This window comes from Roseateles sp. L2-2 (genome assembly GCF_050613215.1).
GTDB lineage: Bacteria > Pseudomonadota > Gammaproteobacteria > Burkholderiales > Burkholderiaceae_C > Roseateles > Roseateles noduli.
Window position 1 is genome coordinate 6,098,399 of record NZ_CP192509.1, and the last position, 19,494, is coordinate 6,117,892.

General features: G+C 68.8%; 16 protein-coding genes. 4 read left to right on the top strand and 12 right to left on the bottom strand.

The genetic code is table 11. The features are described 5' to 3' along the window. Positions 1-40: 40 nt before the first annotated feature. Entirely contained in the window at positions 41-1,180 is a 1,140-nt protein-coding gene (locus tag ACQZ13_RS27180) for a sensor histidine kinase (RefSeq protein ID WP_431048953.1), read from the bottom strand. A gap of 185 nt (positions 1,181-1,365) precedes the next feature. Here ACQZ13_RS27180 and ACQZ13_RS27185 point away from each other — a divergent pair, with 185 nt between their 5' ends. The 3 genes from ACQZ13_RS27185 (at position 1,366) to ACQZ13_RS27195 (ending at position 3,583) form a co-directional block, all read left to right on the top strand. Next, a complete protein-coding gene (locus ACQZ13_RS27185) occupies positions 1,366-1,731 on the top strand; it encodes a YciI family protein (protein ID WP_431048954.1) in 366 nt (121 codons plus the stop codon). 118 nt (positions 1,732-1,849) lie between these two features. Further along, on the top strand, positions 1,850-2,260 hold the full coding sequence (locus tag ACQZ13_RS27190; protein ID WP_088407636.1) for a VOC family protein: 411 nt from the start codon (positions 1,850-1,852) through the stop codon (positions 2,258-2,260). A gap of 30 nt (positions 2,261-2,290) precedes the next feature. Next, entirely contained in the window at positions 2,291-3,583 is a 1,293-nt protein-coding gene (locus ACQZ13_RS27195; RefSeq protein ID WP_431048955.1) for an RNA polymerase sigma factor, read from the top strand. Between the two features lie 18 nt (positions 3,584-3,601). Here ACQZ13_RS27195 and ACQZ13_RS27200 read toward each other — a convergent pair whose 3' ends face one another. Next, a complete protein-coding gene (locus ACQZ13_RS27200) occupies positions 3,602-5,233 on the bottom strand; it encodes a GGDEF domain-containing protein (RefSeq protein WP_431048956.1) in 1,632 nt (543 codons plus the stop codon). A 14-nt stretch (positions 5,234-5,247) separates the two neighbouring features. Then, positions 5,248-6,234, bottom strand: coding sequence for a LysR family transcriptional regulator (locus ACQZ13_RS27205; protein ID WP_431048957.1), 987 nt, complete (start codon positions 6,232-6,234; stop codon positions 5,248-5,250). Between the two features lie 106 nt (positions 6,235-6,340). Between ACQZ13_RS27205 and ACQZ13_RS27210 the strand changes: the two genes are divergently transcribed. Beyond that, positions 6,341-7,111 carry an SDR family NAD(P)-dependent oxidoreductase gene (locus ACQZ13_RS27210; RefSeq protein WP_431048958.1) on the top strand — a complete coding sequence of 257 codons (771 nt, stop codon included), beginning with the start codon at positions 6,341-6,343 and terminating at the stop codon, positions 7,109-7,111. 44 nt (positions 7,112-7,155) lie between these two features. Here the strand turns inward: ACQZ13_RS27210 and ACQZ13_RS27215 are convergent, their stop codons facing one another. From ACQZ13_RS27215 to ACQZ13_RS27255, 9 genes are all read right to left on the bottom strand, one after another. Continuing rightward, on the bottom strand, positions 7,156-8,220 hold the full coding sequence (locus ACQZ13_RS27215; RefSeq protein WP_431048959.1) for a histidine kinase: 1,065 nt from the start codon (positions 8,218-8,220) through the stop codon (positions 7,156-7,158). A gap of 161 nt (positions 8,221-8,381) precedes the next feature. Next, the gene (locus tag ACQZ13_RS27220; protein ID WP_431048960.1) at positions 8,382-9,104 is read right to left on the bottom strand and encodes an ABC transporter ATP-binding protein; all 723 of its coding nucleotides are present in this window, start codon (positions 9,102-9,104) and stop codon (positions 8,382-8,384) included. Between the two features lie 27 nt (positions 9,105-9,131). Continuing rightward, entirely contained in the window at positions 9,132-11,078 is a 1,947-nt protein-coding gene (locus tag ACQZ13_RS27225; protein ID WP_431048961.1) for an ABC transporter permease subunit, read from the bottom strand. A gap of 5 nt (positions 11,079-11,083) precedes the next feature. After that, positions 11,084-11,959 carry a branched-chain amino acid ABC transporter permease gene (locus ACQZ13_RS27230; protein ID WP_331616895.1) on the bottom strand — a complete coding sequence of 292 codons (876 nt, stop codon included), beginning with the start codon at positions 11,957-11,959 and terminating at the stop codon, positions 11,084-11,086. Positions 11,960-12,021: 62 nt separating this feature from the next. Further along, entirely contained in the window at positions 12,022-13,254 is a 1,233-nt protein-coding gene (locus tag ACQZ13_RS27235) for an ABC transporter substrate-binding protein (protein ID WP_431048962.1), read from the bottom strand. Positions 13,255-13,502: 248 nt separating this feature from the next. Further along, positions 13,503-14,348 carry a Fic family protein gene (locus tag ACQZ13_RS27240; protein WP_431048963.1) on the bottom strand — a complete coding sequence of 282 codons (846 nt, stop codon included), beginning with the start codon at positions 14,346-14,348 and terminating at the stop codon, positions 13,503-13,505. A gap of 517 nt (positions 14,349-14,865) precedes the next feature. Continuing rightward, positions 14,866-16,104, bottom strand: coding sequence for an MFS transporter (locus tag ACQZ13_RS27245; RefSeq protein ID WP_431048964.1), 1,239 nt, complete (start codon positions 16,102-16,104; stop codon positions 14,866-14,868). 76 nt (positions 16,105-16,180) lie between these two features. Beyond that, positions 16,181-17,461 carry an FAD-dependent monooxygenase gene (locus ACQZ13_RS27250; protein WP_431048965.1) on the bottom strand — a complete coding sequence of 427 codons (1,281 nt, stop codon included), beginning with the start codon at positions 17,459-17,461 and terminating at the stop codon, positions 16,181-16,183. Positions 17,462-17,688: 227 nt separating this feature from the next. Continuing rightward, positions 17,689-19,470: an alkaline phosphatase D family protein gene (locus ACQZ13_RS27255; protein ID WP_431048966.1), complete on the bottom strand. Its 1,782-nt coding sequence runs from the start codon at positions 19,468-19,470 to the stop codon at positions 17,689-17,691. Positions 19,471-19,494: the final 24 nt, after the last annotated feature.

Genomic DNA, 19,494 nt, shown 5'->3' on the forward strand with positions numbered 1-19,494 from the left:
GAGGAAGAGGTCGGAGGTCGGAGGTCGGAGGTCGTCGCGTTCAGACATCGAGCGGCACGCGCAGCGTGACGCGGCAGCCGGGCTCGGTGGGTTCGAGGCTCAGCGACGCGCGGTCGCCGTAATGCGTCATCAGGCGTTCGCGCAGGTTGGCGAGCGCGATGCCGTTGCCGACGCGGCGCGAGGCGCCGGGACCGACGCCGTCGTCGCGCACCTCGATCACGAGGAATCCCTTGTCCAACGCGGCGTCGACGCGCACGGTGCCGCCCTCGATCTTGGGCTCCAGGCCGTGATGGACTGCGTTCTCGACCAGCGGCTGCAGCAGCATCGGCGGCAGCGGCACGACGCGCGCCTCGGGCGTCGCCTGGATCTCGAAGCGCAGGCGATCCTCCATGCGCGTCTGCAGCACCGTCAGGTACGCGGTCGCCAGCGACAGCTCATCCTCCAGCGGTCCTGTCTCACGCCGCAGGCCGCCCAGCGACGCCCGCAGGTAGGCGGTGAACGCGCCCAGCATCTCCTTGGCCTTGGGCGCGTCGTAGTCGATCAGCGAATGCACGTTGGCCAGGGTGTTGAACAGGAAGTGCGGTTCGATCTGCCCCTGCAGCAGACGCAGTTGCGCCTCGGTGGCGCGCCGCTCGGCATTGAGCTGACGGTTCTTCGACGCAAACCAGTGGTGCAGCACGAAGGTGATGCACAGGGACAGCGCCGAGGTGATGCCGATGATCTTGCCGCCCTGCGACCAGTCCATCCGGACCCAGTTCGCCAGGCCCGCCATCCACATGCCCGGCACCCAGCCGATGAGCACGCCCAGCAGCGGCACGCCGGAGAAGAACACGGTGCGCTTCCAGCTCGTCCAGGCGCGGACACGAGCGCGACCGCCGAAGAGCGGCACGAGGATCGTGAACAGCGTCTGGATGACCAGGCCGATGGTCAGGCAGACGATGACGTTCTTCCAGTACCACCAGGCCCAGATCGCGGGGTCGGTCCAGCGGGCGGTACGGGCGTTCAGCAGGAAGCCCAGGACGGTGAAGCCGACGGCCAGCGCGCACGAGAAGAAGACCGTCCAGACCCATTGCAGCCATTCGGGGCCGCTGGGCTGGGCGTCGTTGCTCAGCCAGGCATGCCAGGAGGCGCGCAACCGGCGGGCATCGCGCCAGAGGGGACGGGACGGGGCGGGAGTCATGCGGCGCAGTGTAGGGAGGCGTCCCGGGGGCCGGGCCGGGGGAAACGACGGATCGACAGCAGGCCCGGCGGATCGACGGCGGAGGGCGTGGACGAGCGTCGCCGGTCATGTGCCGAACATGCCCTGACCTTTGACAGCGACCGGGACGTGTGGTGTCCAATAGCCGGCATTCAACGGAGACCCGCATGAGCTACATCCTGCTGATCAACGAACCTGTCGGCCAGCGCGAGGCGCGCACGCCGGAGGAAGGCCGCGAGGCCTACGACCGCATGACCGCCTACGCCGACCAGCTCCAGGCCAAGGGCCTGCTGCACGCGGCGCAGTCGCTGCAGTCGGTCAACGGATCGACCCGGGTCGCGAAACGCGACGGCCGCATGACCACGATCGACGGCCCGTTCGCCGAGGCCAAGGAGATGGTCGGCGGCTTCTTCTGGCTGAACGTGAAGACCCGCGAGGAGGCGCTGGCGATCGCCCGCGAATGCCCGGCGACGGAGTGGTGCACGGTGGAGGTCCGCTCGCTGGTGCCGTGCTACGCGGAGTCCAAGGCCTGAAGCTCCGCAAGATTTTTTCGAGGACCGTGCAGCGGTCTGTCGAAATCGGCGGAGCCGGACCGTCGTGGGAGTGTGGACCCCCATCCCATTCCCCCAACCCCCCTCCTGGAGCTCCGTCATGCGCCACAAGCAAATCTTCGTGAACCTGCCCGTCAAGGACGTGGAGCGCAGCAAGCGCTTCTACGGCGCGATGGGCTACGAGTTCAATCCGCAGTTCTCGAACGAGCAGGCCTTGTCCATGGTCATCTCGGACGACATCTACGCGATGCTGCTGGTGGAGGAGTTCTTCCAGACCTTCACGCCGCGCAAGATCTCCGACGCGCATGCGACGACCGAGGTGCTGACCTGCCTGTCCTGCGAGAGCAAGGCGCAGGTGGACGAGCTGATCGCCAAGGCGCTGGCCGCCGGCGGTACCGTGCCGCGCGCGCCGCAGGACATGGGCTTCATGTACTCGCAGGCGTATGCGGATCCGGACGGCCACATCTGGGAGCTGATGTACATGGACATCACGCAGTTCCCCGGCGCCTGAGGCCCACCCGGCGCGCGTACGATCGCGCGCATGAACGACGACACCCATCGCGCGATCACGACCGTCTGGCGGCAGGAATCCGCCAAGATCATCGGCGCCCTGTCGCGGCTGACCCGCGACGTGCCGCTGGCGGAAGAGCTGGCGCAGGACGCGCTGGTCGCCGCGCTGGAGACCTGGCCCCGGCAGGGCCTGCCGGACAAGCCGGCGGCCTGGCTGATGACCACGGCCAAGCACCGCGCGCTGGACCGGCTGCGCCATGTGAAGCTGAGCGGCGACAAGCTGGAGCAGCTCGGCCATGAACTCGACGCGCGCGAGGCGATGATCGTGCCGGACTTCGTCGACCACCTGGACGACGACCGCGCGGCGCGCGAGATCGGCGACGACGTGCTGCGGCTGATGTTCTGCGCCTGCCATCCGGTGCTGAGCCTGGAGGCGCGCGTGGCCTTGACGCTGAAGATGGTGGCCGGCCTGACGACGGGCGAGATCGCCCGGGCCTACCTGCAAGCGGAGCCGACGGTGGCACAGCGGCTGGTCCGCGCGAAGCGCACGCTGGGCGAGGCGAACGTGCCCTTCGAGCTGCCGCGCGGCGAGGCGCTGACGGAGCGGCTCGCGGCCGTGCTGGAGGTGCTCTACCTGATCTTCAACGAAGGCTACGCGGCGACCAGCGGCGAGCGCTGGATCCGCCAGGACCTGTGCGACGAGGCGCTGCGGCTGGCCCGCATGCTGGTGAAGCTGGCGCCGCGCGAAGGCGAGGTGCTGGGCCTGCTCGCGCTGATGGAGTTGCAGTCTTCACGCGCCGCTGCGCGCGTGGATGCCCAAGGCCAGCCGGTGCTCCTGCTGGAGCAGGACCGGTCGACCTGGGATGCGGCGGCGATCGAACGCGGCCTGACGGCGCTGGAAGCGGCCGATCGCCTCGCGGCCGAACTCGACGATGGGCACGGCCTGGGGCCGTACGCGCTGCAGGCGGCGATCGCGGCCTGCCACGCCCGGGCGCGTCGTGCCGAGGACACCGACTGGCCGCGCATCGCGGCGCTCTACGAGGCGCTGGCGCTGCGGCAGCCGTCGCCGGTGGTGGAACTCAACCGCGCCGTGGCGCTGGCCATGGCCTTCGGTCCCGCGGTCGGTCTGGAGATCGTCGACGGCCTGATGGAAGAGCCCGCACTGAAGCAGTACCACTGGCTGCCGAGCGTGCGCGCGGACCTGCTGTCCAAGCTCGGCCGCAACGCCGAAGCGAAAGAGGAATTCGAACGCGCTGCAGCGATGACCGGCAACGAGCGCGAAAGGGAACTGCTGCTCAAGCGGGCGAGGGAGCAGGGGCATTGAGGCCCAGCGAGCGAGTGCTCAATCCGGCGAATCGCCCTCGCCTTCGCTCTCGTCGGTGAGCCAGGTGCCTGTCATCGCGGCGCTCTTGCGCTCGCGCTTGGCGGCGTACATCGCGGCGTCGCTGCGCGCCATCAGCGTCTCCAGCGTGTCGCCTTCCTGGCGCTGTGCGGCGCCGATGCTGATGCTCACCTGCAGGCCCTCCGAGACCGCCGACCAGTCGTGCTTGCGCACCGCCTCGTCGAGCCGGAGGCAGGCCTGCTGCGCGATGTCCTCGGTCGCGCCGCGCAGCAGCAGCACGAATTCGTCGCCGGCCAGGCGCGCGGCGACGTCGTGCTCGCGCACGTGCTGTCGCATCAGCCGCGCGATCTCGCTCAGCACCTGGTCGCCGACCAGGTGCGAGTGCCGGTCGTTGACCTGCTTGAAGTGGTCGACGTCGATCAGCGCCAGGCTCACCACGCCGCTGCCCGCGAGCTGCGCCCGCGCGTGATCCTCGAAGCTGCGGCGATTCGCGAGTTCCGTCAGCGGATCCTCCATCGACAGCTTCTCCAGCCGCAGCGCCTCGTCCGCGAGCTGCGCGCGGTCGCGCTCGCTGCGGCGCGCGTCGAGCTGCCATTGCACCGTCGCCTCGCGGCTCGCGAGGCTGGCGATGCGCACGCGCGCCTCGCGCTCGCGCAGCGCGCGCATCCGCTGCAGCGCGCGTTGCGGCTGCCCCTGCTGTTCCTCGATCTGGCTGGCGATCAGCTCGCCGAGTTGCGCCAGCGGCTCGTGCTGCACCGCGTCCGCCGCCGTCACCGTCTGCGCCGCCGCGCGCCGCGCCTGCGGCCACAGGCGGCGCGCCCAGGCGAGCTCCGCCTGCACCCAGCCCGCCAGTGCGACCAACCAGTGGCGCTCCTGCTCCGGCAACTGCGCCAGCGTCTGCTGCAGCTCCGGCTGCGCATAGGCCGTGGCGCCCTTCCAGATCTGCGCCATCGTCTGCATCAGCGTCCACCAGCAATTCGCCTCGGCATCGCCTTCGGACAGCAGGTGCCGCGCGTTGATCAGATGGCCTTCCAACGGCCCCAGCGGCGGCAGCTGCCCGCGCTGCTCGCGCTCGCCTGCATAGGCCAGCAGTGACCCCAGCGCCAGCCACAGGCAGGCGATCAGCGGGGACAGCCGTGGCTTGCTTGCATTGGCCGCGTCGACGGCCTGTCGCAGCACTTCCGCCGCCTTGTCGAAATTGCGCGCCCACACGTGGCAGGCGCCCAGGTCCTGCAGCGCCACCACCAGGGCCGCGCCGTCGCCGCGCGATTGCGCCAGTCTCAGGCCGAGCAGCGCCGCCTCGATCGCTTCCTCGTGGTGACCGGCCGTGGACGCGCTGTGCGCCAGCACCGACAGCGCGCCGGCCTCGCCGACCGCGTCGCCCTGCTGCCGGAACAGCCGCGCCGCCAGCTCGCTGCGCGCGCGCGCCTCGCCGGGCCGATGCAGCACGCGGTCGCAGCGCGCCAGGTGCAGCAGCGCCTGCGCACGCTGCGCGTCATTGCCCTCTTCCAACGCGAGCAGCAGCCACTCCTCGCCGGGCGACAACGCAGCGAGGGCGTCGCCGGCCTGCAGCGCGGCGCGGGCCTGCTGGGCGAGGGCGGAATGCGGGTCCAGGACGGGGTCGGAACGCAATTGGGCGACGAGGTTCAGGAGGCCGGGGCCGAGGATGCAGAGGATAGCGGCAACAGGCGGGGCGCCATCAGGTCGGCCAGCCATTGCATGAAGGCCTGGACGCGCCGCGGCAGTTGCCGGCGGTGCGCGTAGAGCAGATGGACCGGCATCGGCGCGGGCCGGAACTGCGGCAGCACCTCGACGAGGCGGCCGTCCAGCACCTCCGTCTCGAAGCCGTGGCGCGGGACCTGCGTGATGCCGAGCCCGGCGAGGCAGGCCGCCGTGTACGAGCCGGAATCGCTCACCGTCAGCGCGCCGGCCATGGGCTCGAAGCGTGTCGCGCCGGCGGCGTCGCACCACTCGAAGCCCGGGCAGCGCTGGCCGAGCGTCGTCGCGTACTGGACGAGCCGATGGCGAGACAGGTCCTCCAGCGTCTGCGGCGTCCCGAACGTCGCGAGGTATTCGGCGCTCGCCAGGTTGGCCATCTCCATCCCGCCGAGCGGACGCGCCACCAGACTGGAATCGCTGAGCGGCCCGACGCGCAGCACGCAGTCGAAGCCCTCGCGCACCAGGTCCACGCGCCGGTCGGTGCTGCTGAGCTCCAGCTCCAGCCCCGGATGCGCGGCGAGGAACTCCGGCAGCCGCGGCACGACGATGTCGTGCGCCACCCGCATCGGCATGTCCACCCGCAGCCGGCCGCGCAGTCCGCTGGCCGCCGGCTGGAACATGGTCTGCATGTCGTCCAGGTCGGCCAGCAGGTCCTTGCAGCGTTCGTAGCAGGCCTGACCGTCCTGCGTCAGCTGCACGCGCCGCGTCGTGCGGTGGAACAGCCGGATGCCCAGGCTGGCCTCCAGCCGCTGGACGGCCGTCGAGGCACTCGCCTTCGGCAGTCCCAGGCTCTGCGCCGCCTGCGTGAAGCTGGCCAGCTCCGCCACGCGGACGAAGACCTGGAGGGTGTCGATGGAGGGCGCCGGAGAAGGCGGCGAGGCAAGCGACGCGGCCGGGGCGGCGTTGACGTTCATTTGTTCACCTTGGACGAACGGTCAAATCAGACTTAGGCGGTTTATACGCCAATCGTCGATCAATAAAGTTCCTGCATCCGATCCACAAGCCCCACAGGAGCTGACCATGACGACTTCCTCCACCACCAAGATCGCGCTGATCACCGGCGGCAGCCGCGGCCTGGGCCGCAATGCGGCGGTGCACCTGGCGCGCCGCGGCATCGACAGCATCGTGACCTACCGCAGCCAGGCCGGCGAGGCGCAGGCGGTCGTCGACGAGATCCGCGCGCTCGGCGGCCAGGCGGCGGCGCTGCAGCTGGACGTCGGCGACAGCGGCGCCTTCCCCGCCTTCGCCGAGGCGCTGAAGCAGACGCTGAAGCAGCACTGGCAGCGCGAACGTTTCGACCACCTCGTCAACAACGCCGGCATGGGCGTGCACACGCCGGTCGCCGACACGACCGAAGCGCAGTTCGACGAACTGATGCGCGTGCACCTGAAGGGCCCGTTCTTCCTGACCCAGGCGCTGCTGCCGCTGATCAACGACGGCGGCAGCGTGCTGAACGTGTCCAGCGGCCTGGCGCGCTTCACGGTGCCCGGCTACGGCGCCTACGCGACGATGAAGGGCGGCGTCGAGGTGATGACGCGCTACATGGCCAAGGAGTTCGGCGCCCGCGGCATCCGCGTGAACACGCTGGCGCCCGGCGCGATCGAGACCGACTTCGGCGGCGGCGCGGTGCGCGACAGCAAGGAAGTGAACGGCTTCATCGCCTCGGTGACGGCACTCGGCCGCGCCGGCCTGCCGGACGACATCGGCCCGGTCGTCGCCTCGCTGCTGTCCGACGACAGCGGCTGGATCAACGCGCAGCGGGTGGAGGCGTCGGGCGGCATGTTCGTCTGAGGCCGTGAGCGAAGGTGGTGGCGCTGCCGCCCCTTCGCCTCGGATCATCCGGCGCGCGCATAGGTCGCCTGAGGCTCCTGCGCGCGCTGGACCACGTCGCCCAGGCAGTCAGGATAGCGACGCTGCAGATGCCGCAGGCCCGCCTGCCGGCTGGCCTTGTAGTCCAGGGTTTCCTGGAGGAACTGCAGGCGGGCTCGGTTCTCGTCGATCAACTGCGCCCAGGTCACGACGTGAACGGAATAGTTGAACGGGCTGCGCAGGTGCAGCTCTTCCTGGAGCCTCGCGAGATTCCGCGAACCTTCCTGGATGTCCCGCCCCACCAGCCAGAACGACCACTTGACCTTCACCGACAGGAAACGCTCGTCGCCCGTGACGTCCAGCGCATAGCCGGAGATCTGGTTGATCTCCTTGCGCCCGATGGCGATGTGCGGCGCCTTCAACTCCACCACGAGGTGCTCCAGCGTCGATGGCTGATGCCGCCTCGTCGCCCGGGAGAACATGAGGTCGATGATCGAGCGCTTCTCGCCCGGCATCTGGAACGGCTCATCGATGGCGACGTCCGTTCCCAGCAGTTCGCGATGCTTGCGCAGCACCTCCGTCAGCGACCGGTTGTCGACCGACAGTGCGAACTCGTCGCCGAACAGCCAGGGATTGCGGGACACGATGCGGTGCAGTTCCCCGCGCTCCTTGACATGCGGCTGGAGCGTCTCGTCGAAGAGCAGGGTCTCCAGGCCGTCGAGCAGTTGAAGCCGCTGGGTGACCACGTGGGACTCCCGGATGACCGACGACAGCGAGACGTCCTTGAGCAGCTCGGCCAGCATCTGGCGCTCCGCGATCGGCAGGTTCAGGACCTCGGTCAACAGGACCTGGAGCTCTTCCGGGCCGCATTCGACAGCCTGCCGCAGCACGCGGAACTGCAGCGCGATCGCCGCCGGCGCCAGGGTCCGGAACACCGGGTGGAAACGGGACAGATGCCAGGCCGCCTGATCGAAGAGCTGGCGCTCGAGCAGCTCGACCGGCGTCTCCGGATCGCGGGAGAACGGATAGAGGCCCTCGCGCTTCCAGGCCTCGACCGGCGGAAAATCCGGTTCACGTTGGGACGTCGTCATGCATCCACCTCGACTGCTTGAAGCCCGGCTGGGCGATGCAGTCACTCTATGCAAGCGAGTCGCGGCTGACACCTGCCCATTCGCGGTCGACGCGGCCGCGATTCCAACTGGTTCAAGTAGGCGGGCTACGGATTCACATCACGCCGCCCGCGCCTCCCGCCTCAGTGCCCCCCGCCCAGATACGCCGCCTTCACCGCCGGATCCGTGCGCAGCTTCTCCGCGGGACCGTGCAGCGAGATGCGACCGTTCTCCAGCACATAGCCGTAGTCGGCCACCGCCAGCGCCGCCGCGGCGAACTGCTCCACCAGCAGCATGGTCACGCCTTCGGACTTCAGCCGCGCGATGATGCGGAACACCTCGTCGACGAGAATGGGCGCCAGGCCCATCGACGGCTCGTCCAGCAGCACGACCTCCGGATTCAGCATCGTCGCCCGCGCCATCGCGAGCATCTGCTGCTCGCCGCCGGACAGGGTGCCGGCGAGCTGCTGACGCCGCTCCTTCAGGCGCGGGAACAGCTCCATCGCCTTCTCGAGGTCGGCTTCCACGTCGCCCTTGGGCCGCGCGCCGGTGTAGCGCGGGAATGCGCCCAGCCGCAGGTTGTCGGTGACGCTCATCGTCGCGAAGACGCGGCGCCCTTCCGGCGAATGCGCCAGCCCCAGCCGCGCGATGTGATACGACTCCAGCCCGTCGATGCGCTTGCCGTTGAGCGTGATCTGGCCCGAGCTCGGCGCGATCATTCCCGACACCGCGCGCATCGTCGTCGTCTTGCCGGCGCCGTTCGAGCCGATCAACGTCACCACCTTGCCCTTGGGCACCTCCACCGAGATGCCGTGCAGCACCTCGACCTTGCCGTAGCCGGCATGCAATTGTTCGATCTTCAGCATGTCAGTTCGTTCCGTTGCATTCCGCGCTCAGGCTGCCTGGCCGCCGAGGTAGGCCTCGATCACCTTCGGATCGGCCTGCACCTGCGCGGGCTTGCCCTCGGCGATCTTCTGGCCGAAGTCCAGCACCGACACCACGTCGCAGATGCCCATCACCACGTCCATGTGGTGCTCGATCAGGATCACCGTGATGCCGTGGTCGCGGATCTTGCCGATGATGCGCATCAGCTCCTTGATGTCGGGCGCGGTCAGCCCCGCCGCCGGCTCGTCCAGCAGCAGCAGCCGCGGATCCAGCGCCAGCGCGCGGGCGATCTCCAGCAGCCGCTGCTTGCCGTACGGCAGGTTGCGCGCCTCCTCGAACGCCAGGTCCGCCAGGCCGACGAACTCCAGCAGGCTCAGGGCCCGCGCGCGCGCCTTCGCGTCCTCCTCGGTGTAGCGCGACGAATGCAGCGCCACCTGCACCAGGTTGCTGCCGAAGCTGTGATGCAGCGCCACCATCACGTTGTGCAGCGCGCTCATCTCGCCGAACAGCTGCACGTTCTGGAAGGTCCGCGCGATGCCCGACAGCGCGATATCCGCCGAGGTCCGGCCGACCAGCGAGCGGTCGAGGAACTTCAGCTCGCCGGCCGTCGGCACGTAGATGCCGGTGAGCACGTTCATCATCGTGCTCTTGCCCGAGCCGTTCGGCCCGATCAGGCCGTGGATGGTGCCGCGCCGCACCTGCAGGTCGACGTTGTTCAGCGCCTTCAGGCCGCCGAACTGCATCAGCACGCCGCGCGCGTCGATCAGCACCTCCTCGCCCGTGCCGGCGCCCGCGGCGCGGGAGATGGCGTCGGACGGCTTCTCACCGACCGGACCGCCCTCGCCCACCGGCTTGGCCTTGATGTGCAGCGCGTTGCGCACGAAACCGACGATGCCGTCCTGCAGGTAGTACACGACGAACAGTGTGATCAGGCCGAAGATCGACAGCCGCCAGTCGGTCATCGACTGCAGCACGAAGGACAGCGCCGCCAGCGCGATGCTGCCGACCACCGGGATCGCCGCCTGCTTCAGGTCGACCTTGCCGCGGCGGTAGGCCACCACGGTGACGGCGGTCACGAGGATCGCGAAGATCACCGACACGTAGCGGAACAGCTCCAGGTCGTCGAGCAGCTTGGGCAGCACCACCACGATCGCCGCGCCCAGCAGCGCGCCGGTGCGGGTCTTGCGGCCGCCCATGATGATGGCCAGCAGGAAGAACACCGTCAGCTCGAAGTTGTAGGTGTTGGGCGAGATGTACTGCTCGGAGTAGGCGTACAGCGCGCCGGCCAGACCGGCCAGGCCGGCGCTGATCACGAACGCGTAGACCTTGTAGCGGTAGACCGACACGCCCATGCAGTCCGAGGCCACCGGGCTGCCGCGCAGCGCCTCGAACGCGCGCCCGAGGTGCGAGCGCAGCACGCGGTGCACGAACACCAGCGACGCGAGCAGCATCGCCACCACGAGCCAGTAGTACTCGTCCTCCGTCATCGTGTGGCCCATCAGCTGCGGCTTGGTGAGCGTGATGCCCATGGGCCCGTGCGTCAGGAAGTCCATCTCGTTGATGAGGATCTGGATGATGGTGCCGAAGGCCAGCGTCACCATCGCGAGATACGGACCGGTCACGCGCAGCGCGGGCAGCGCCAGCAGCGCGCCGAAGCCCGCCGTCACCGCGATCGCCGCCGGCAGCGTCACGTAGATCGGCAGGCCGAACTTCATGACCAGCACGCCGGCCGTGTAGGCGCCGACGCCGAACAGCCCCGCGTGGCCGAGCGACACCTGACCGGTGTAGCCCACCACGATGTCCAGCCCGAACAGGACGATCGCGTAGATCAGGATCGTCTCGACCAGATGGATGTAGTACGGATTGCCCGACACCAGCGGGAAGGCGATCAGCGCGATGAGCGCGATCGCCCCGGCGACCAGTTTCTTCGGATTGATCTTTGCAGTGGCACTCATGGGGCTCAGACCTTCTTGATCGCGGTCTTGCCGAACAGGCCGGCCGGCTTGAAGGCCAGCACGATCAGCAGCAGCACGAGTCCCGGCACGTCCTTGTAGCCGGTGGAGAGGTAGAAGCCGGTGGTCGTCTCGGCGATGCCGAGGATGATCCCGCCGACGATGATGCCCATGCCCGAGGTCAGCCCGCCGATGATGGCCACGGCGAAGGCCTTCAGGCCGAGCACCGCCCCCATGGTGGCGCCGGTCAGCGTGAGCGGCGCGATCAGCACGCCGGCGAAGGCGGCCGTCAGCGAGGACAGCGCGTATGAGAAGGTGATCACCAGCCCGGTGTTGATGCCCATCAGCTTGGCGGCGTCGCGGTCGTTGAAGGTCGCGACCACGGCGCGGCCGTAGATGGAGCGTCGGTTGAAGAGCTCGACCGCCAGCATCATCGCCAGCGCGCCGCCGACGACGAGGATCTCCATCGGCAGCACGTTGGCGCCGAGGAACTTGATCGGCGCTTCCGGCAGCGGCGAGGGGAACTTCAGGTCGTCGCGGCCCCAGACGTTCTCGGCCACGTTCTTGAAGATGATGCCCAGCGCGATCGTGGACATGATCCAGCCGAACTCCGACTTGATCTTGATGGCGGGTCGCACGCCGATGCGCTCGACGAAGGCGCCCTGCAGCGCGCCGAACAGGCACACGATGGGGATCATGAGCCAGTAGTTGACGCCGTGGCCGACGAGGGTCAGGCCGACCAGCGCGCCCAGCATCAGCGCGTCGCCCTGGCCGAAGTTGAGGGTGTCGGAAGTCGAGAAGGTCAGCTGGTAGCCGAAGGCGATGACCGCGTAGATCATGCCGAGCGCGATGCCGCTGAACACCAGTTGGGTCAGGATCTGCATACGGAGTCCGGTACTTCAGGAGATGGAAAAACGGCCGCGCGAGGCGGCCGTTTCTGCGGAGGTCACTTCTTCTGCGGCATCGCGCCCTTGGCGTTGACGTCCTTGAGCTTGACCTCGGACGCCGCCTTGAAGTCGGCCTCGTAGGCGTAGACGACGCGCTGGCCCTTCACCTCGCCGAACACCGGGATGTTGGCGGTGATGGCCTCGTGGTCGGTCTTGGTGAACGGCTTGTTGTAAGTCGTCACCACGCCTTCGACGGGGGCCTTCAGGTCTTCGAGCGCGGCCTTGACCTTGGGACCGTCGGTGCCGCCGGCCTGCTTGATCGCGGCGGCCAGCAGGTAGATCGAGTCGTAGCCCTGCGCGGCCGACACCGGCGAGTCGATGCGGCTGTTCTTCGGGTTGAAGGTCTTCAGGTAGTTGACGATGAAGGCCTGGCGCTTGGGCGTGGTCGGTTCCTGGATGAAGGTCTGCGGCATGCGCGCGCCTTCGCCGCCGGGGCCGGCGTTGTCGATGTAGTTGGCCATCGACAGCGTCCAGCTGCCGACCATGGGCACCTTCCAGCCCAGCTTGGTCATGCCGTTGGCGATCTGCGCCAGCTCGGGGCCGATGCCGTAGGTCAGGATGGCCTCGGCGCCGGCTTCCTTGGCCTTGAGCAGCTGGGCCGTCATGTCGACGTCCTTGATGTTGAACTTCTCGACGGCGACCGGCTTGATGCCCTTGAGCTCCAGCGCCTTCTCCAGGTCGGCGCGGCCGAGCTGGCCGTAGTTGGTGGAGTCGGCCAGGATCGCGACCTTCTTGAAGCCGCGGCGGGTGACGGCTTCCTCGACGATCATCGGCGCCTGGATGCTGTCGTGGGCGGCGTTGCGGAACACGTAGTTGTCCGGCGCGTCCTTGAACTGCTGGGTGATGACGGAGCCGGTGGCCACGTTGTTCATCACCGGGATCTTGGCGTCCTGGTAGAAGCGCTGCGCGGCCAGGGCAACACCGGTGTTGATGAAGCCGACGGTGGCGGCGACCTTCTCGCGGTTGATCAGCTCCTGGGCGATCTGCACGCCGCGTTCGTTCTTGGCTTCGTCGTCGCGTTCGACGAGCTGGATCTGACGACCCAAGACCCCGCCGTTCTTGTTGATTTCCTGGGCCGCCAATCGCACACCGTCGCGCATGCTGACGCCCATCGACGACGAGCCGCCGGTGAAAGGTCCCGAGACGCCGATCTTGATCGGGTCGGCCGCGAGGGCGGCGAAGCTGGCGGCGGCCAGGGCGGTAGCGGTGATCCAACGCGCGCTGAACTTCATGTTTGTCTCCGAATGGTCTTTGTGCATGAGGGGTCGGAATGCCAACCCGCCAAAGAGGAAGCCGTCAGACAACAAACGGCCCGTCGTTGGGCGTCAGCCTTCTCGCCACATGGTGCATCAAGCGTGTCGAATTGCACGCATGCCACTACTTACTCGGAAACCCCGATCGGGGTGTTCAGCGTCGTGTCAGCTAGGTGGACGTGTGGACACGGCGCGCCAGGACGGTGCATCGATGGACGTCACCGCGCTCACGCGAGGAAGGCCGCCGCGTGCCTGTCGGCAGGTCGCCGACCCGAGGTGATGTACTCGGCCAGATGCTCGCTGACCTCGTCGGCGTCGAAGCCCTGCGCCAGCATGACGTCGGGCACCTGGCTCGCCCGCACGACCGACTTCGCATAGGCGCGGATGAAGGTCCGTTCGATGACTCGGGCGCTGCCGAGCTCGTAGAACGCCACCATGCCGCGGAGGTACTCGGCCTTGTCGACGTCGACGTAGGACAGCGGCAGCATCCCCGACTCCAGCAAGGGCAGATTGGCGGCGATGCGCGCGGTCCGCTTGTTGCCGTTGGCGAAGGATTGGATGTAGGCCACGCGGGTCAGCAGGTAGAACGCCGCCTGCACCGGATGCAGCGTCCGGGCGATGACCATCACCTGGCCCAGCAGCGAGGTTGCGTGGCCGGTGCCCGGACGAAAGGGCGGCAGGTAAGCCGACTGGCGGAGCCGGATGTCCTGGAACTCGCGCGGCTTGCCGCGCTGCTCGATCGGCAGGAAATGATCGGAGTCGCAGACCTCGGCCAGACCATGGTCGTCGGTCAGCAGCGCATGCATCCTGCAGACGTTGTCGACGCTCCATTCGCGGTGGGACCAGAGATGCTCCGCGACGCGCTGATGGTTGAGCGCGAGCACGGCCTCGTCCATCGGCTTGGACGGGTTGCGCTCCCCGCATTCGAGCAGGGTCGCCGTGTCGAGGACCGAGTAGCTGCTCCCCTCCAGCAAGGACGACGCCCAGGTGAAGTCGACGAGGAACTCGGTAAGGAAGGCGCGATCCAGCGGCCGGGCGAGCGCCTGGATGAAGGCGCATCGGCCGGCCCGCATCGGCGAGAGTCCAGGCTCGGGATCGAGGAATTCATCGCGAAAGGGAGCGGCCGGCCTCGCGTCCGCGGGGAGCGAGAAGTGGAGATCTTCTTCGGGGAAGCGGGGGGTCGCCGGCGTGGAGCCGACAAGGACAGCGTCGTTCTGCATGGAGCCTCTCAGAGATCATGAGAGGCTGGATTCTTCGGAATCGGGTGCGGCGGGAAATGACCTAAAGCTGCCTCGATCGACAAGCTCGCATCGGCGCAACGATAGATTGCCTCGACACACTGCCCGCGAGTCCCGCACGCGGCGGTCGCTCAAGGATGCTCGGAGAATGGTGGTTCCATGGGCTCGCAAAGGGACCCGCTACAGCCTCGCCCGATTTGGCTCAGATTGCCGGTTATCCAGGCACGGCGAACCAAAAGATCAGCTGAGATTGACTGGCAGAAGTCGCTAACTTGTTATTTCGTAATACGTTTCGTATTGCGCATCACGAGCCATATCTCGCGGGCGTCAACCATAGTTGAACCAAAAGCGGCTAGCGAATCGAGCTGGCTCCGCGCGCCCTCAAGGTCCACGCGGCAGCCGCCGCGCACGCGAGCACCGCAAGCGCATATCCCACCAGCGCGCCCCACCCGCTGTGGTCCCAGAACCACCCGCCCATCGCGCCGAGGGTGCTGGAGCCGATGTAGTACGCGAGCAGGTAGAGCGAGGCCGCATGCCCCTTGCTGCGGCCGCCGAGCGCGCCGACCCAGGCGCTGCTCACCGAGTGCGCGACGAAGAAACCGATCGTCAGCAGCACGATGCCCACGATCACCGCCGGCAGCCAGGTGGTCAGCGTCAGCAGCACGCCGGTGATCGCCAGCGCGATGCCCGACAGCAGCGCCGGCGCGCGGCCGAAGCGGTCGGACAGTCCTCCCGCCGCCGCCGACGCGGCAATGCCGAAGAGGTAGGCGCAGAAGATCAACCCGATCGCGCTCTGGCTGAGCGAGAACGGCGCGCGCATCAGCCGGAAGCCGGCGTAGTTGTAGACCGCGACGAACATGCCCATCATCAGGAAGCCCATCGCGAACAGCAGCGGCAGCATCGGATGCGTGAGATGTCCGCGCCACGCGGCCACGTGCTCCGAGAGCTTCACGCCGGTCCGGCGCACGAAGTGCCTGGACGGCGGCAGCAGGAACCAGAAACCGATCGCCGCCGCCAGCCCCAGCACGCTGACGATGAACAGCGCCGGCCGCCAGCCGAAGGCATCGCTCAGCACGCTCACGCCGACGCGGCCCATCATCCCGCCGAAGGCCGTGCCGCCGACGTACTGACCCATCGCACGGCCCAGGCCCTTGGGGTGGATCTCCTCGGCGAGGTAGGCCATCGCGACGGCCGGCACGCCGCCTAGCACCAGGCCCTCGATCGCCCGAGCGACCAGCATGCCGTGCCAGCTCGGCACCACCGACGCGATCAGGTTGAGCACCGCGGCCATCGCCATCGACGCGAACATCAGCCGCTTGCGGTCCATGCTCTCTGACAGCGCGCCCGCGCACAGGATCGCGAACGCCAGCGCACCCGTCGCCAGCGAGAGGGACAGCGCGCTGGCCGCCGCGCCGACGTGGAACTCCGCCGCGAACAGCGGCAGCAGCGGCTGCACGCTGTAGAGCAGCGAGAAGGTCGTGAAGCCCGCCAGGAACAGCGCGAACGCGATGCGCCGGTAGGCGGTGGTGCCGGGTTCGGCGTAGTCGTGGAGAGAGGCGGCGGCACTCGCCGCGCCCGGGGGACTGCTCATGGGAAGGGACGCGATCGGCGGCGGCTCAACGGGAGGATAGGCAGGAGGGCTCGGCGGAACTGCGCGGCATCGCGGCTCATCGTCGGCCGAACATCATCTGCCCGGCCAGCGCGCGCTTGAGCGGCGGCAGCGCCTGCAGCGCGGCGAGGCCCAGACCTCGCGCCGCCGGCAGTCCCGGCCAGCGCCAGGCGAAGGTGCGCGCGAGGAAGTCGGTCGTGAGGATGGTCGCCCAGCGGTCCGACGCGCGCTGCCACTCGACGCGCCGCAGCGCGGTGTCGATGCGCGGATCGCGCCGCAGCGACTCGACCAGCGCGAAGGCATCGCGCAGGCCGAGGTTCAAGCCCTGCCCAGCCACCGGATGCAGCGTCTGCGCGGCGTTACCGATGCGGATGCGCCGGCCTTCGACCAGCGTGCGTTCGGCGTTCAGGCCCAGCGGGAAACACTTCAGCGGACCGATGCCCTGCAGCCGGCCGACGCGGTCCGGCAGTTGCTGCTGGATCACCAGCAGCCGCTGTGCGTCGGTCAGGCCGGCGACCTCGTCTTCGTCCTGCGGCTGGCACCAGATCAGCGCGGCGCGACGTTGGCCGTCACGGTCGGGCAGCGGCAGCAATGCCAGCGGACCGCGCCGCGTGAAGCGCTCGTAGGCCACGCCCGTCGGGCTGTCCGGCGACAAGGTGACCGTGCCCACCCAGGCGTTCTGCTTGTAGTCGTGCGCGAGCGCCTTGCGTGCCTGGTCGGAGAACACGCCGCCCTCGGCGACCACTGCCAGGTCGAAGCGCTCGGCGATGCCGGCGTCGATCTCGACCTCGTCGGGGCGGTCCTGCTTGATGCCGTCCACGGCCTGGCCGAAGCGGCTGATCAGACGCTTCGGTTCCAGTGCGCTCGCCTGCTGCCAGGCGGCCTGCAAGGGGGCCACGAGTTGCCCGTAGGCGAGCACGGCACCGAGCTGCGGCACCGACTGCTCAGCGGCGGTGAGGTGGACCTCGGGCTCGCCCGACGGGCCGAACCAGGGGCTGGAGAGCGTCGGCGGCGCCTGGCTCACGTGGACTTCGCGGATCGACTGCGCCTGCGCCGCGGGCCACACGCGCAGCCGCTGCAGCAGCTGCACGCTGCCCAGCGACAGCGCGATGGTGCGCGGATCGCCGGAGACGTCGCGCTCCAGCGGCCGGGCGTCGAAGAGGCTCACCTGCGCCTGCGGCAGGTAACGCGCCGCGAGCAGCGCCAGCGCCAGGCCCGCCGGGCCCGCGCCGATCACCGCGAGGCGCAGCTGCGGCGCATTGCCGTCGAAGGAAGCATCGAAAGCGTCGGCGGCCGGCGAGGCGGCGGATGTAGCGTCGGAGACTGGTGGCTGGGACATGACGTCGACCCGGAAACTGATGCCGGCTGCGTCAGGCGGCCGGCTGCAGATGACTATAGCGCCGGGCTCCTCGGCACCGAGACGTGCGTGCGACCCTCACCCCCAAGCGGGAAGGCTTCAGGACTTCCACCGCCGCTGGCCCTCACCCCTGCCCTCTCCCGCAAGCGGGAGAGGGAGCAAGAAGGCGGCCTGCGATCAGACCGTCAGACCGTCAGACCGTCAGACCGTCAGACCGCCACCAGCTTGCGGCCGCTCGCGCCGGGCAGCGTGCGCAGCGACTGTCCGACCGTCGCCGTGTATTCGCGGTTCAGGATCGTGCTGACGTAGATCCAGTCGCAGCGGCATTCCGTCGCCGTCGCGGTGACCGTCATGTAGCCGCGGCGCGAAGTGTCCGCATAGACCAGCGGTCCGATCAGCTGCGTCAGCGCGCCGGCGAACTGCTGCGGGTTCTCGTTCGGCACGTACTCCTCGAAGCCCGGCGAGGTCACCGACGAGGTCGCGAACTCCACGCCGATCTGGCGGTTCGCCCCGTCCAGCAGATCGTTCGCCCAGGCGTTGTGCGTGTCGCCGGCCAGCACCACCAGGTTCTTGTCCAGCTGGCGCGCCGTGCCCAGCAGCGTCTCGCGCGCCACCGGATAACCATCCCACGCGTCGAGGTTGTAGGGAATGCTGGGGGCGGCGAGCACCGCCTGCTCCTGCGGCGTCAAGCTGGCCGGATTGCTCTGCGCCTTGGCCACGATCGCCGCGTACTGCGACACCGACACGCCGGTGCCCGGCTGGGTGACTTCGAACAGGATGGGCGCCGGGATGTTCATCCGGCCCATCAGCACCTGCTGCCCCAGCACCTGCCAGGTGGCCGTCGACGCCTGCATCTGCGCCTGCAGCCACTGGCTCTGCGTCGCGCCCATCAACGAGCGGTCGGTGCGGGCCATGTCGGCCTGGAACTTCGCGCTGTCCAGGCCCGACGCGGTGAGGTAGTCGTTGTAGCTGAGCTGCTTGTCGCGCGCGAGGACCCGCGTGTCCAGCATGTGCAGGGACATCAGCGCGCCGAAGTTGAAGCTGCGGTACGTGATCAGCGGATCGCTGCCGTCGCGCACCGGCAGCCATTCGTGCCAGGCCTGCACGGCAGCGGCGCGGCGCACCGCGTAGTCGCCTTCGGTGGCCGGCTGGTGGTTCTCGGCGCCGTCCTTCCAGGCGTCGTTCGCCACCTCGTGGTCGTCCCAGACGGCGATCATCGGCAGCGCGGCGTGCAGCTTCTGCAGATCGGCGTCGGCGCGGTATTGCGCATAGCGGCGGCGGTAGTCGGCCAGCGCAACGATCTCCTTCTGCGGCTCGACCACGCGGCCCAGCGCCTGCGCGCTCCCGCTCGCGTACTGGCCAGGGCCGTATTCGTAGATGTAGTCGCCCAGGTGCACGGCGACGTCGTAGCTGTCGGTCTCGGCGCGCTTGGCCGCCTCGGCATAGACGTTGAAATAGCCGGTCGGGTAGTTCGAGCACGAGAACACCGCCAGACGCACCTGAGCCACGTTGGCGACCGGCAAGGTCTTCGCGCGGCCGACGGTCGAGGTCGCTGCGTAAGCCTTGAAGCGGTACCAGTAGCGCACGCCGGCTTGCAGCCCGGTGGCGTCGACCTTCACGCAGAAGTCGCTCGATGCGCGGGCGGTCGCGTCGCCCTTGGCCACCACCGAGGCGAAGTTCGCATCGGTCGCGACCTCCCAGCTCACCGGCACATCGCGCACGTCGGCGCTGTCCTGCGCGAGGACGCGGGTCCAGAGGATCACGCGGTCGCTCAGCGGATCGCCGCTGGCCACGCCGTGGCTGAAGACGACCGCGACCTGCGGCGTGTCGCCGTTGCCGTCGTCGCTGCCGCAGCCCGCCAGCGGCAGTCCGGCCAGGGCGCCTGCCGCCAGCGCGCCGCGCACCAGATGGCGCCGGGTGTGGTCGATGGACTCGGCAGGAACGACGTGATCGTCGTTCTTGAGCAGGTTCAGCAGTGGCTTCTTGGTCATGGTGGGGCGAGCGGTCGGCTTGCG